This is a genomic window from Agarivorans sp. D1326, from assembly GCF_056958115.1.
In genome coordinates, this window is sequence record NZ_JBTWEN010000006.1 from 184,734 (window position 1) to 197,338 (window position 12,605).

Sequence of the window (12,605 nt, forward strand, 5' to 3'; positions counted from 1 at the left end):
CCTTGTAAGCTAGGCGTTTATTGTTGAAGAACCGATGAAACCAACAATTGCGTGTAGGGGTGACTAGGGTCATCCAATACTCGGTCGGTAAGGCCGCTTTCTACCACTTGGCCTTGCTTCATCACCATGATTCGGTGCGCCAACAACCTTGCTACCGCTAGGTCGTGAGTAACAATAACCACTGCGAGTTGCAGTTCGGTGACGAGATTACGAACTAAATCTAATAAGCGCGCTTGCACCGATACATCTAAGCCGCCTGTGGGTTCGTCCATAAATACCAAACGCGGATGGGTAACCAAATTGCGCGCGATTTGCAGGCGTTGCTGCATGCCACCGGAGAAGGTGAGGGGCATATCGTCAATTCGGCTTTGATCTATTTCTACCGCTTTTAGCCAAGTGAGTGCTTGCTGGCGGATCTCGGCGTAATTGCGCCAACCGTTTTCCATTAAACGCTCGCCAATGTTGCCGCCCGCGGACACCCTTGGGCGAAGCCCATCTAGCGGATGTTGATGCACAATACCAAAGTGTTGCCTGATTAAGCTGCGACGTTCCGCTTCACTAATTTTGTATAGCTCTGCGGTGTTGCTATCGCTTTGAAAACTAATGCTACCGGTTTGTGGAGCAAGGCGACCCGATAAGGTTTTGAGCAAAGTGGTTTTACCAGAGCCCGACTCACCCACAATGGCCAACACTTCACCGGGATAAAGGCTTAAGTTAACGTCTTCAAAGCCTTTGCCTGGCGCGTACAGCATGCTCAAGTTTTGGGCTTGGAGTAGGGCTGGCTCGGCTTGGTTCGCGGCGTTTGCGCGAGGTTCTTCAAGTTGCTTAGCTAACTGAGTCATGTTCAGCTCCTAGTTGCGCGGCTTGTTGCTTTTGGCAGTAGTCGGTGTCTGAGCAAATGAACATGCGTTGCCCTTGGTCATCGATCAACACTTCATCAAGAAAGGTGTCGTGACTACCACATAGGCTGCAAGGCTCATCCCACTGCTGAATGCTAAAGGGGTGGTCGTCGAAATCGAGGCTGTGCACATCGGTGTAGGGAGGAATGCAGTAAATACGTTTTTCTCGCCCAGCACCAAAAATCATTAAGGCTTCCGATTGATGTAGCTTTGGATTGTCGAATTTAGGAATTGGCGATGGGTCCATAAGGTAGCGCCCATGCACTGTTACCGGATAAGCGTAGCTGGTGGCGATGTAGCCATACTTCACAATGTCTTCGTACAGTTTTACTTGCATCGAACCGTATTCCTCCAAAGCGTGCATTTTTTTTGTCTCGGTTTCGCGCGGTTCAATAAAGCGCAGCGGCTCGGGAATAGGCACCTGAAAAACCAGAATTTGGTTATTGCTTAGGGCTTGTTCTGGAATGCGGTGGCGGGTTTGAATAACACTGGCTTGTTCGGTTTTTTCGGTAGTGGCAATGTCGCAAACTTTGCTGAAAAAGTGACGAATAGATACCGCATTGGTAGTGTCGTCGGCGCCTTGGTCAATCACTTTAAGTACGTCTTGCTGACCAAGAATAGAGGCACTAAGCATAATGCCGCCGGTTCCCCAGCCGTAAGGCATTGGCATTTCGCGTCCACCAAAGGGAACTTGATAACCAGGAATGGCGACACCTTTTAAGATGGCGCGGCGGATCATGCGTTTGGTTTGCTCGTCTAAGTAAGCAAAATTGTATTGCTGGCTACTATCATCTAGTGCAGTAGCCTGTTGGCTAAAGCTGGTCATGGCTGGCTCCTTGCTGGCGCATTTTTCGTAGCAGTTCTAGTTCCGATTGGAAGTCGACGTAATGGGGCAATTTAAGGTGAGAAACAAAGCCGGCGGCTTCTACGTTGTCGGCATGGGCTAGCACAAACTCTTCATCCTGCGCTGGGCTGCTTACCGGCTCGTTATAGCGCTCGGTTTGCAAAGAGCGATCGAGTAGGGCAACCGCCATAGCTTTGCGTTCACTAAAACCAAAGGCTAAGCCATAACCTCGGGTGAAGTGAGCGTCTTTATCTTGTGGGCTAACAAAGCCATTGACCATTTCACATTCGGTGAGGGTAATGCTGCCTATCTCAACCTCAAACCCTAACTCTTCTGGGCAGATCGCGATGGCTACTTCGCCGCTACGAATCTCGCCAGCAAAGGGGTGGTTACGCCCATATCCACGTTGGGTGGAGTAGGCCATAGAGAGTAAAAATCCTTCGTCTCCGCGGCTTAGCTGTTGTAAACGTGCAGCCCGTGAGCAAGGGTAACTAATCGCTTGCTGGGTAATGTCGGCGGGCTCTGCGCCACTGTCTGATTCAGGCTCGGCTAAACCTTGTTGTTCTAGCAACGAAAACACTTTGCTAAACGCTTGCTGCTTGTTGCTTGTTAAGGCTTCATCTTCGCTTGGTGTTGGTTGCGAGATTGAGTGTTGGCTTGGTTGACTGTGCTCCGCTTGTTGCTCGGCCAATAAGCTGAAATCTAATAGGCGGTGGCTATAGTCGTAGGTTGGGCCTAACTGCTGCCCGCCCGGTAAATCTTTATAGGTGGCCGAAATTCGCCGTTGCACCTGCATGTTGCCGGTGTTTAAAGGGAGACAAGTGGCTAACAGCGGTAACGTAGTGCGATAGGCGCGAAGTAAGAAAATGGCTTCTATTTGGTCACCGCTGGCTTGTTTGATTGCCAGGGCCGCCAATTCACGATCAAAAATGCCGCCTTCGGTCATAACTCGCTCTACCGCTAAGCTAAGTTGTTGGCTAATTTGCTCAACGCTAAGCTCGGCAACATTGGTGTCGCCGCGGCGACGTTTAGCTTGCAGTTTATGTGCTGCGGCAATGGCTTTTTCGCCACCTTTTACTGCTACATACATTAGCGTAACTCCAGCTTGGTGGTGCGACTAATTGCCACCAGTGATTGTTGATGACAAAACATGAAATCGAGACCTAGCGGAAAGCGGTGGCTTGGCTTTAGCAGGTAATCAACGATGCTGGTGCTTAGGTCGCCTAACTGCAGGTCAAGCTTATGTTTTATACCTGGTCCAGATAGTTGAAAGACCGGCCCGGTGCGCAAACTGTTGGTTTGAATTAACACGGTTGCGCTTTGTTCTGGGCTGGAATCTGTACCGGCTTTTAGCTGGCTTAAATCCAGCTCTTCTTGGGCGTCAACTACAGCAAAATCGGCTTGATTAATGGGCGCCGAGCTAAGGCCGTTATGAAAGGCTAAGTTGTGTAAGGCTTGTTCGATTGGATGCTCTGCGTTTTTTGCTAAAGCTGGGCTTAGGTAAAGCGCAGTTTGCTGGTCACATAAACTCATAATAACTTGGCTAGCTGCGGCATTTAGCGGCGCAAAACCTAAGTGATGTTCAAGTGTTACTTGGCTGCCTGGTTCACTAAGCGCTTTGAGTATTTGTCTAAAACACTGTTGAGCGTTGTGTACGCTGTTAGGAAAGCCCGCTTCAATTGTTTGCATTAGTCTTCTCCTCGAACCACAGTGAAGAAATCTACTTTTGATTCTGCTGCTTGAGCGGCAGTTTTTGCTTGTTCTGCTTGTTGTTGCTCAGCCAAAGGCTGAATTACAGCTTCGTGTAAGCTGGGCGCATGCTCGCCGTTTTGCATTAAGGCATCAATTAAGGCTGAAAGCAGGGCGTGTTGTTTGGCCCGTCCGCGTAAATAGCCGTAACCTAAAGTGCCATCGCTTAAGCGCACAGCAGCGCGAGTGATGGTGGTATCACCTAGGTTAAAGCGTTCGCCATTGCCACCGACCCGGCCTTGCAATTTGGCTAAACCGATCTCTGGTTGGCGAATAATTTCACATTCTGGGTCTAGCTTTAGCTGTTGCCAGCGACTAGATAAGTCTTGATAAGAAGCCTTGGCGAGTACTGCCATCCAGTGTTGGCGCGCGGCTACATCTGCCGCTTGGGTAGATTGTTGGGTAGTCATTGGGGGTGCTCCAAGCTTAGCTCTACGAGCTCGGCTCTAATATGGGAGATTGAAAATTCGAAAGGCTGTTGCTGCTGGTCTACGTTAACCGTTTGTAGGGTTAACAAGGGCGTGCTGCCATCAATTTGCAAACAGGCACAGTCTTCTCGATTAGCCATTTGCGCACCCACTACCGTGTGGTGTCGGAGTAATTCAAGCTGGCAATGCTGTTGTAAAAAACCGTGCAGTGAGCCCTGCTGATATTGGCTTAAATGATTTTCATGCTCGCCCATGCGCAAGTGGTGAAAAACAATGCTAATGGGCATTTGGTCGATAAAACGCAATGTTTTGAGCTGCAAAATAGGGCTGGCTAATTCAATGTTTAATCCTTTAGCCACCTGCTGATTGGCGTTGGCGCGGCCAAAGCTTAGTACTCGGCTAATCGGTTTTGCCCCGGCATTTAGCAAGTTGTCGGTGAACTTGGACCCGGCATGAAGTGGGTAGCGAACCGGTTTGCTTAATACCATTACCCCTTTACCTTGCTGGCGCAGTAACCAACCTTTAAGCACTAGTTCGTCGATGGCGCGACGCAAGGTGTGGCGATTTACTTGGTAGCGTTCTGCCAAGCGTTGCTCGGGCGGCAAGTATTGGCCTGCTTGGTAAGCGTGGCTAATTTCTTTTTCTAGGCTTAGCGCGATTTCTTGGTAACGGGGCATCTTAAGCTCGCTTAAATAAACAGTTTTCTAACGCGTTGAGAGATAAAGTCGAGCAGACTTACGGTGACTACAATGATGATCATCACTGCGCAGGTTTGGGGAAACATAAAGCCGCGAATGCTTTCCCACAGAATTACCCCAATGCCGCCAGCGCCTACCATGCCTACAACGGTGGCTGAGCGAACGTTCGATTCGAAGCGGTATAAGGAGAATGAAATCCACAGTGGCAGTACTTGCGGAATGACCCCATAAACAATTTCTTCCAGCTTGTTTGCGCCAGTAGCTCTTACCCCTTCTACTTGGCCGGGGTCGATGGCTTCTACTGCTTCGGAAAACAATTTAGCCAGCACGCCCGTGGTATGGATAAACAAGGCCATTACGCCAGCAAATGGCCCTAAGCCAACGGTAACCACAAACAGCATGGCAAATACCATTTCGTTAATTGCTCTGGCTGCATCCATTAGTCGACGCATAGGCTGATACACCCATGCTGGAACCATGTTTTCGGCACACATCAAACCAAAAGGAACTGATAAAAAAATTGAGAAAATGGTGCCCCAAATGGCGATGTGCAGGGTCACTAACATTTCTTCGAGGTAGTAATTGATATCGGTAAAATCTGGTGGAAAGAAGTCACTGGCTAACTCGGCCATGTTGCCGGCATCGTTATAGATCTTCATCGGGGCAATTTCGGCGCCTTGCCAGCTCCAAGTTAAACCGGCGATAGCGATGGCCCAAAAAAGTAGACTTAACCAAGATGGTTTGGAGTTTTGGTTAAGAATTGCGGCTTCGGTAGTCATTTAAAGTTCTCAACATGTCTAGATAAGTTGCCTAAAGAAAAGCTGGGTTTGCACCCAGCTTGTCGTTCGCTATTGGGCCATTGCGGTAATGGCGCTTTGCTGGCGATTTAAGTCAGCAAGTTGGGCGTCAATCACTGCTAGCTCAGCGGCTTTTTCGGCTTTCGACAACTTGGTGTCGTTTTCTGTAACAATGCGGTTTTTGAACAATACCAATTGACGAATAGGTAGTAGTTGAAGGTCGCTAGAGGCTTTGAACGGGGCCCACTGTAGCGCTTCTAATACTGCTAGCTCTTGAGCATCACCAGTGGTGCCGTACTCCATGAAGAAGTCATATACTTCGCCTTTCACACTTTCTGGTAGGTTTTTACGCCATACAATTGGGTCTGAAGGAATAAGTGGTGACTTCCAAATAACTTTTAACTGCTCAAACTTTTTAGGTGCAGTAATTTTTAAGCGATCCATGTTTTCGGTGTTGCCAGTTGCTACATCTACTTGTTTCGCTGCAGCGGCTAAAGCGTTCGCTTCGTGGCCAGAGTTCATGCTGCGTTTGAAGTCAGACACTGAAATGTTGTTTTGCGCAAACACGTAGTACGAAGGTACTAAGAAGCCAGATGTTGAGTTTGGATCGCCGTTACCAAAAGTAAGGTCACCACGTTTGGCGATAACATCTTCAAGGCTGTTAAGCGGGCTGTCTTTATGCGTAACTAATACGCTCCAGTAACCAGGGTTACCTGTAGCATCAACGGTTTGTGCGAAGATTTCGCCACCGGCGCGGTCTACTGCTTCCATAGCTGATTTGTTGCCATACCAAGCTACGTCTACTTTATCAAAACGCATGCCTTGAATGATGCCTGCGTAATCTGGAGCAAGAAATGCTTTTACCTTGTAACCAGTTTTCTCTTCCATCGCTTTTAAAAACGGTGTCCAAGTGGTTTTTAAGTTTTGCTGAGACTCAGTAGAAATAATCCCAAAGTTGATGGTGTCCATCGCTTTTTCAGCAGCTGAAACCATGGTTGAACTTAACGCTGTCGCAACAACTGCGGTTGCAAAGGCTGTCTGCTTGATTAGCTTTAACATGCCATCTATCTCCTTATTAATTGGGTTTAGGCCATCTGTGGCCAAAGTTGTTGTACTGCTTGGTCTTGATTTTCGGTGGTTGTTAGTTGAGCTTGCGAGCCGTATAACGCTGCAAGTTTGGCTTCGTTTAATTGCTCGCTAGGTCCGTCGTAAAATACTTCGCCAAGTTTTAGCGCCACAACACGTGGGCAATAACGTTTGGCGTAGTCAACTTGGTGTAAGGTCACCACTACTGCGATGCCTTCTTGTTTATTGATGTCGGTGAGTATTTCCATCACGATGCGCGACGACTCTGGATCTAAGGAAGCAATCGGCTCATCGGCTAAAATGATCTTGGCGCGTTGCATTAAGGCGCGAGCAATCGCTACGCGTTGCTGTTGACCGCCAGATAGTGTTGAAACGCGCTGTAAAGCAAATTGCTCAAGGCCTACGCGTTTTAAAGCTGCTAAAGCTTGGCGCTTTTGCTCAAAAGTAAAACGGCCAGTAAGGCTGCGCCAGCTGGGAGTAGCGCTTAGTGCGCCAATCAAAACATTTTGCAAAACGCTAAGGCGTGAAACCAAATTAAACTGCTGGAATATATAACCTGTTTGGCTGCGGCTTTTGCGTACGGTGTTACAAAACTTGCCGTCACGTTGCACTGGCATGCCAAGAACTTCGATGTAGCCTTTGCTGTTTTTGTCACTGCTAACCAAGCCATTTAAGTGGCGTAATAGAGTTGATTTTCCTGAGCCTGACGGCCCAAGTAATGCCACCATTTCACCTTGCTGAACACTTAAATCTACGCTTTTAAGGGCGTGGTTGTTTTCAAAGTGTTTGTTCAGCTGCTTGACTGTGATTACTTGATTGTTCATTACAGGATCCTGCCGTTGTTTTGAACAATAACTTAGGCTTGTAATGTGACAGTTAGCTTATCTAGACATGTCAGTTGGGTGACTTATTTGTGGCGATTTGGTTACAAAGTGTTCAGGATTTAGTTGGCGAAGTAGGCTGGAAGATTTTTCTTAGAACTTGCTTATGAGCAATAAAAAACCGTTTTGTGGTGTTAAACCAAAGAGGAAGTTGCAGCTTGAGGGTTAAACAATGACGAGTTAGTTCCTAAATGCTTCTACTAAATATCGAGGGCTTGTTTATAAGGACCAACAGAAAGGTCTTTTTTGAGTTTATTGAATAATCCGAGTGGGCTTAGTCACTCGGATTTATTATTGGGCTTACTTAATAGCATGCTCTCTAGATAAACGGAATTAAGTGAGCATTGTTGATTTAAATTAAGCTGCTTTGGTGTTTTCTTCAGTGGCGGTTTTTAGCATGTAAACACCACCTACAATGGCTGCTATACCAAATACAATAAACCCATAAGCTTTGTTTTTTTGTGCTTCTAATGCCGCATCTAAACCTAGCCCGCCCAGTAAATCATTCCCAGCACCACCAAATAAACCGCCTAAGGCTTGTGCTTGTTGCTCTGCGACTGCGATGTCATTAAGGCTAAAGCCACCAATAGCAATTAGAATCACACCAATTACTGCCACAACGATACCTACGGTTTTCTTAGTGCTCATTTTAGAATTTCCTTATTAATCAGTTATCTGAGCGCGAAATATAGCATCGGTAAAACTAATAACAATATGCCGAGAATCGGATGCTTGTTTGCTGTTCGTATAACTAAAATAGCTAAAAAAATTCATTGGCTTTTGTAAGGCTTATGACTTATTTGTCTTGTGTGATGGTGTTTGTTTGCTGTTGTTTTTATAAAACTTATAAATTAGTCAAGCAGGTTTTAAATGGAAGGTTTAGGACTTGTTTTTGCTAGGAATGAGAACGGTACTTAATAGATAAAGGCGAAGCTAAGGGTTTTAGCTTCGCCTTTATTACTGTTTACTTACCGTTTAGCTTAACTGGTTGGGCAAAGCGTACTTAGTACATTTTCTTCAATGGCTACAGCAACCCCATCTTCTTTATTGCTTGGGGCTATGTAATTAGCCATTGCTTTAATTTCAGGATCTGCGTTTGCCATCGCAACCGCTAAACCCGCGTATTGCAGCATATGGCGGTCGTTGTCGGCGTCACCAGCACACATTACCTGAGATGCATTTAAACCCAAGATATTGGCTAGCTGCTCTACACCTACACCTTTGTTGCTGTCACGGTGCAAAAACTCTAAGAAAAACGGCGCACTGCGCACTACTGTGTATTGTTTGCGTAACTCAGCAGGCAAGTTGGCAATCGCTTTATCGAGAATGCTTTCTTCAGCTACAAACATAATTTTGGTAAGTGCATCGTTTGCTTGCAGTGAGGCAAAGTTAACTTCACTTACATCCATGCCGTTAATAGAAGATTCTATATCAGTCCAAGGATTGTGCTGTTGAGTAATAAGGCCATGCTCTGCAGAGAAGGCATGAATAAAAACACCTAGTTGCTCAGCTACTTTGGCTAGCTGTGTACCATCGCTGCCGTTGAGCGTGGTTTTATGAATGATTTCTCCACTGCCTACACGCTGTACTAAAGAGCCGTTATAGGAAATAACAAAATCTTGTTCGCTGGTTAGCTCAAGTTGCTCTAAATAAGGGCGTAAACCTTCTAGCGGACGACCCGATGCAAGTACTACTTTTACACCCGCTTGCTTAGCTTGCTGAATAGCTTGATAAGTGCGCGGAGTGATTTTTTTCTCGTCATTGAGAAGTGTGCCGTCCATATCTAGGGCGATAAGTTTAATCATATATGGGCAAACCTTTAGTGAGTGCTAAACAAGCCGAAGTAGGCTAACAGCTAACGTTGTTAAAATGAGCGGCGATTCTACCTTAAAACTGTGACATTGGTGCAATTTAGATCAATCTACCCTTAGCTTTGTGTTTTTGCTGCTGTTTGGTAGGCCTTGGTTCTCATGCTAGGGTGCGCTTAGGATAATTAAGTGAGATTAATCGTAGCTATATTCGTTGAAAAAAGGAGGTAGGGTGTTTCATCAAGTAAGTAATCAACATGATATTCAACAGCTTACAGAGTTGGCCAGAGAGATATGGCTAGAGCATTATACGCCGATTATTGGTGTTGAGCAGGTGGAGTACATGCTTAGGACTTTTCACTCTGCTACCCGCGTAGCTGAGCAAATTGAGACCGAGCAGTATTATTACTATCTGTTGCAGAGTGAAGGTGAAAACCTAGGTTACCTAGGGGTTCAGCGACAGGAACAGCAGCTATTTTTAAGTAAGATTTACGTACATTCTCGTTTTCGAGGTCGAGGTTTTGCTAAACAAGCAATGAATTTTGCCAAACAACTTGCCAATGAATTTGGCTTGCAGCAAATAACGCTGACAGTAAACCGACATAATCATGACTCTATAGCTGCATATCAAAAAATGGGTTTTGTTAAAGTAGCTGAGCAATGCACCGATATTGGCCAAGGTTATGTTATGGACGATTGGGTAATGGCATTGGTGTTGTAGCTAGAAAGCTTATTAGGTGGGTATTGTTTTAGGAATCGGGTTATGGAAAAAGCTCAGTTTACAGTTCAACAAAGCTGGCCAGAACATCACAGGAAGACGGCCGCAGCCTTGTACGAACAAGCCTTTGGCCAAAAATTTCGCTTGGCGGTTCCCAATCAACAGCAGCGTATCGCGCTGTTGGCCCAGTCTTTTAAGCCTGAATATGCGCTGTCGGTAATCGACCAAGGGCGTTTAGTTGCAGTGGCGGGTTTTCAAACCCCTAAAGCAGGGTTTACCAGCGGAGTTGGCTGGCAAGGTTTGGTTGATTTGTTGGGCTACGTAAAAGGCGCTTGGGCAGCTTTAGTATTTAGCTTGTTTGAACGTAAACCAAGTCAGCACACTATGGTGATGGACGGCATCGCAGTGGCAGAAGAATACCGGGGTAAGGGTTTAGGCTCTATGTTGTTAGATGGCATTATTCACCAAGCGCAAGTGCAGGGATTTTCTAAGGTGCGCTTAGATGTCATCGACAGTAATCTAAGAGCCAAAAAGCTTTACCTTGCTAAAGGTTTTAAACAAGTAAAACGAGAGTATTATCCCTATCTAAACTGGTTGCTTGGGTTTAGTGGCTCAAGCACTTTAGAGTATTCAATTCACCCTCAACTTTCTCAGCAGCAAAGCGCTAACTTAAAGGCTAAATCTATGCCTCAAAAACCTGCTATGTATTCTACTTATGCCAAAGAATACGATGTGGCTATTCAAGACAACATTTACAACGCGCATTACGAACGCCCTTCTTTGCAAGCCATGTTAGGTGAAATGGCGGGTAAAACAGTGCTCGATTTAGGCTGTGGCTCAGGCGTGTATGCAGAGTATTTATTAACTAAAGGCGCTAAAGTAACGGCGATTGACAGTTCAAGTGAGATGGTGGCCTTGGTAAAGCAAAAATTGGCTACTCAGTTAAAGGTGTATCAGCAAGATTTAGCCTCGGGATTGCTAGAGGAAGCGGATGCCAGTTATGACTTAGTGATCTGCCCTTTAATGCTGCATTATCTGCAAGATCTAAATCCGCTATTTGCAGATGTGAAGCGCGTACTAAAGGGTGGTGGTAGCTTTGTGTTTTCTACTCATCATCCGATGGTAGATATTGAAGCGAGCCCCAGTGGTAACTACTTTGCAACCGAGCGAGTAACAGAAATGTGGGATACGGTTGGCAAACCAGTTGAGGTGAGCTTTTACCGCAGGCCGCTCTCTGCTTTGATAGCCGCGCTTACCGATCATGAAATGGTGATTACCGAGTTAAGTGAAGGTAAACCTAGTGAAGCACTAAAAACAATCTCACCGGAGCAATACCAACGTTTAAGTGAGCACCCCCAATTTTTGTTTATTAAGGCGCTTGCTTAATTACACCGAACACAATAGTTAATGTTTAGGCTTTCCGCTCTGCTGGTTTAAATCTATTACTTTTATAGTTTGAGTGCCTCACAAAACTTCTAAAGCGATAACAGCAAGGGAAAGACCATGAGATACAACCTACTCAGCATAGTGCTCGTCGCCACCTTGGCGGCCTGCACATCTGTTCGTTAGCCAGAGCCAGATCCTGTTGCGGAAAATAGGGCTAATGACCCCAAAACGTATAAAGAGCAAATTGAGATTAACCCTCCAAATAGTAATTTTCCCGAGCAATGGTGGGAAAGCGCTGTATTCTATGAAGAGTTTGTGCTTACTATGATTCTTCCGGTGACGGGCACGGAGATATCCAAGGTTTAAAATGCAAAAGCTTACTTCAAGTTACTTTAAGGCTAGGTGGCTGATGGTTAAATAAATATCCATTTTTTGCTGGCTGCTATTTGAGGATATGTACGCATCAGATCTAAACGCTTGGTTGATCTTATTGTTATTCAAAAAATAAGCTTGCTAGGTCTGGCGTGGCCTCAAGTTTGTTGTCTAAATTAATATTGGCTTTAATGTGGTGAATATGTTGTTGCATTAATTGAGCTGCGGCATCTTCATCGCCTTGTTGTATTGCTTCAATTATGCGCTGATGCTCATCGTCTCGGCAGTTATTCATGCCCGCTGAACCAAACATTCCAATAATTAGCGAAGATTGGGTAACCAGATCTTTAACCAAGTTTAGCATCACTTGATTATCTGCCATTTGAGCAAGACCAATATGAAACTGGCCAGATAAATGAATCGCTTTACGCCTATCGCCTTGTTGATGAGCGATGAACTCTTGCTTCAGTAAGTTCTCTAAACTGTTGATGCTTTGTTTACTTGAGCGTTGAATCGCTAAACGAATGATGGTGGGCTCTAACGCTAAGCGAGTCTCAAAAACGTCTTTGGCTTGTTTAGCTGTAGGGCTAGCGACAAAGGCTCCTTTGTTGGGTTGTAAAACAACAAGCTGCCTATTTGCCAAGGTTAAGAGAGCCCTACGCACTTTCATACGGCTAATATCGAAAGCTTTGCATAAGTCTGATTCAGACAATTTGGTACCGGGCGATAGCCGTTGATCAATAATGGCTTCGTAGATTTTTTCTACGATCATGGTTTCTTCAGCTGTTTCTGACATTTTCTTGCTGTCCATCGAGATATTTAACCTTCCTTTGCTGGCAAGCAGTGCCGCATTTTAAGTCACATTGCACCATATTCAATCAATTTTAAGTGATTTTTATAACTTCTAGCTCATTGACACTTAACACCTAGCCAAAATGA

14 protein-coding genes are annotated in these 12,605 nt (G+C 45.6%); 2 read left to right on the forward strand and 12 right to left on the reverse strand.

Annotation, left to right across the window (positions count from 1 at the left end; all coding sequences use genetic code 11):
* Positions 1–17: 17 nt before the first annotated feature.
* The 11 genes from phnK to yidA all read right to left on the reverse strand — a co-directional run bounded on the left by phnK (position 18) and on the right by yidA (position 9,187).
* Positions 18–842 carry a phosphonate C-P lyase system protein PhnK gene (gene phnK / locus ACYFDN_RS13325; RefSeq protein ID WP_483511516.1) on the reverse strand — a complete coding sequence of 275 codons (825 nt, stop codon included), beginning with the start codon at positions 840–842 and terminating at the stop codon, positions 18–20.
* Positions 826–1,725: an alpha-D-ribose 1-methylphosphonate 5-phosphate C-P-lyase PhnJ gene (locus ACYFDN_RS13330; protein ID WP_472590521.1), complete on the reverse strand. Its 900-nt coding sequence runs from the start codon at positions 1,723–1,725 to the stop codon at positions 826–828. The genes phnK and ACYFDN_RS13330 overlap by 17 nt, the downstream gene beginning before the upstream one ends.
* Positions 1,712–2,833: a carbon-phosphorus lyase complex subunit gene (locus tag ACYFDN_RS13335; protein WP_338621738.1), complete on the reverse strand. Its 1,122-nt coding sequence runs from the start codon at positions 2,831–2,833 to the stop codon at positions 1,712–1,714. Before ACYFDN_RS13335 ends, ACYFDN_RS13330 begins: the two co-directional genes overlap by 14 nt.
* The gene (phnH, locus tag ACYFDN_RS13340; protein ID WP_483511517.1) at positions 2,833–3,432 is read right to left on the reverse strand and encodes a phosphonate C-P lyase system protein PhnH; all 600 of its coding nucleotides are present in this window, start codon (positions 3,430–3,432) and stop codon (positions 2,833–2,835) included. Before phnH ends, ACYFDN_RS13335 begins: the two co-directional genes overlap by 1 nt.
* Positions 3,432–3,902, reverse strand: coding sequence for a phosphonate C-P lyase system protein PhnG (phnG, locus tag ACYFDN_RS13345; protein WP_483511518.1), 471 nt, complete (start codon positions 3,900–3,902; stop codon positions 3,432–3,434). The genes phnH and phnG overlap by 1 nt, the downstream gene beginning before the upstream one ends.
* Positions 3,899–4,597, reverse strand: a complete 699-nt coding sequence (gene phnF, locus ACYFDN_RS13350; RefSeq protein ID WP_483511519.1) for a phosphonate metabolism transcriptional regulator PhnF — start codon at positions 4,595–4,597, stop codon at positions 3,899–3,901. Before phnF ends, phnG begins: the two co-directional genes overlap by 4 nt.
* 11 nt (positions 4,598–4,608) lie before the next feature.
* Complete coding sequence (gene phnE / locus ACYFDN_RS13355; protein WP_016401278.1) at positions 4,609–5,397, reverse strand: phosphonate ABC transporter, permease protein PhnE; 789 nt, start codon at positions 5,395–5,397, stop codon at positions 4,609–4,611.
* 69 nt (positions 5,398–5,466) lie between these two features.
* Positions 5,467–6,474, reverse strand: a complete 1,008-nt coding sequence (gene phnD, locus ACYFDN_RS13360) for a phosphonate ABC transporter substrate-binding protein (RefSeq protein ID WP_483511520.1) — start codon at positions 6,472–6,474, stop codon at positions 5,467–5,469.
* A gap of 26 nt (positions 6,475–6,500) precedes the next feature.
* Positions 6,501–7,325 (reverse strand): phosphonate ABC transporter ATP-binding protein, encoded by an 825-nt coding sequence (gene phnC / locus ACYFDN_RS13365; RefSeq protein ID WP_483511521.1) that lies wholly within the window; start codon positions 7,323–7,325, stop codon positions 6,501–6,503.
* A gap of 414 nt (positions 7,326–7,739) precedes the next feature.
* Positions 7,740–8,030 (reverse strand): hypothetical protein, encoded by a 291-nt coding sequence (locus ACYFDN_RS13370; RefSeq protein ID WP_016401275.1) that lies wholly within the window; start codon positions 8,028–8,030, stop codon positions 7,740–7,742.
* 332 nt (positions 8,031–8,362) lie between these two features.
* The gene (yidA, locus tag ACYFDN_RS13375) at positions 8,363–9,187 is read right to left on the reverse strand and encodes a sugar-phosphatase (protein WP_483511522.1); all 825 of its coding nucleotides are present in this window, start codon (positions 9,185–9,187) and stop codon (positions 8,363–8,365) included.
* 235 nt (positions 9,188–9,422) lie between these two features.
* Between yidA and ACYFDN_RS13380 the strand changes: the two genes are divergently transcribed.
* Together ACYFDN_RS13380 and ACYFDN_RS13385 are read left to right on the forward strand one after the other, a co-directional pair.
* Positions 9,423–9,911: a GNAT family N-acetyltransferase gene (locus ACYFDN_RS13380; protein ID WP_483511523.1), complete on the forward strand. Its 489-nt coding sequence runs from the start codon at positions 9,423–9,425 to the stop codon at positions 9,909–9,911.
* 42 nt (positions 9,912–9,953) lie between these two features.
* Complete coding sequence (locus ACYFDN_RS13385) at positions 9,954–11,294, forward strand: GNAT family N-acetyltransferase (RefSeq protein WP_483511524.1); 1,341 nt, start codon at positions 9,954–9,956, stop codon at positions 11,292–11,294.
* 493 nt (positions 11,295–11,787) lie between these two features.
* Here ACYFDN_RS13385 and ACYFDN_RS13390 read toward each other — a convergent pair whose 3' ends face one another.
* A complete protein-coding gene (locus tag ACYFDN_RS13390; protein WP_483511525.1) occupies positions 11,788–12,477 on the reverse strand; it encodes a GntR family transcriptional regulator in 690 nt (229 codons plus the stop codon).
* Positions 12,478–12,605 lie beyond the last annotated feature (128 nt).

What these genes read in the sequence shown, in the direction of transcription:
- phnK (WP_483511516.1), bottom strand. Translation starts at nt 842, where the DNA reads ATGACTCAGTTAGCTAAGCAACTTGAAGAACCTCGCGCAAACGCCGCG.
- ACYFDN_RS13330 (WP_472590521.1), bottom strand. Translation starts at nt 1,725, where the DNA reads ATGACCAGCTTTAGCCAACAGGCTACTGCACTAGATGATAGTAGCCAG.
- ACYFDN_RS13335 (WP_338621738.1), bottom strand. Translation starts at nt 2,833, where the DNA reads ATGTATGTAGCAGTAAAAGGTGGCGAAAAAGCCATTGCCGCAGCACAT.
- phnH (WP_483511517.1), bottom strand. Translation starts at nt 3,432, where the DNA reads ATGCAAACAATTGAAGCGGGCTTTCCTAACAGCGTACACAACGCTCAA.
- phnG (WP_483511518.1), bottom strand. Translation starts at nt 3,902, where the DNA reads ATGACTACCCAACAATCTACCCAAGCGGCAGATGTAGCCGCGCGCCAA.
- phnF (WP_483511519.1), bottom strand. Translation starts at nt 4,597, where the DNA reads ATGCCCCGTTACCAAGAAATCGCGCTAAGCCTAGAAAAAGAAATTAGC.
- phnE (WP_016401278.1), bottom strand. Translation starts at nt 5,397, where the DNA reads ATGACTACCGAAGCCGCAATTCTTAACCAAAACTCCAAACCATCTTGG.
- phnD (WP_483511520.1), bottom strand. Translation starts at nt 6,474, where the DNA reads ATGTTAAAGCTAATCAAGCAGACAGCCTTTGCAACCGCAGTTGTTGCG.
- phnC (WP_483511521.1), bottom strand. Translation starts at nt 7,325, where the DNA reads ATGAACAATCAAGTAATCACAGTCAAGCAGCTGAACAAACACTTTGAA.
- ACYFDN_RS13370 (WP_016401275.1), bottom strand. Translation starts at nt 8,030, where the DNA reads ATGAGCACTAAGAAAACCGTAGGTATCGTTGTGGCAGTAATTGGTGTG.
- yidA (WP_483511522.1), bottom strand. Translation starts at nt 9,187, where the DNA reads ATGATTAAACTTATCGCCCTAGATATGGACGGCACACTTCTCAATGAC.
- ACYFDN_RS13385 (WP_483511524.1), top strand. Translation starts at nt 9,954, where the DNA reads ATGGAAAAAGCTCAGTTTACAGTTCAACAAAGCTGGCCAGAACATCAC.
- ACYFDN_RS13390 (WP_483511525.1), bottom strand. Translation starts at nt 12,477, where the DNA reads ATGGACAGCAAGAAAATGTCAGAAACAGCTGAAGAAACCATGATCGTA.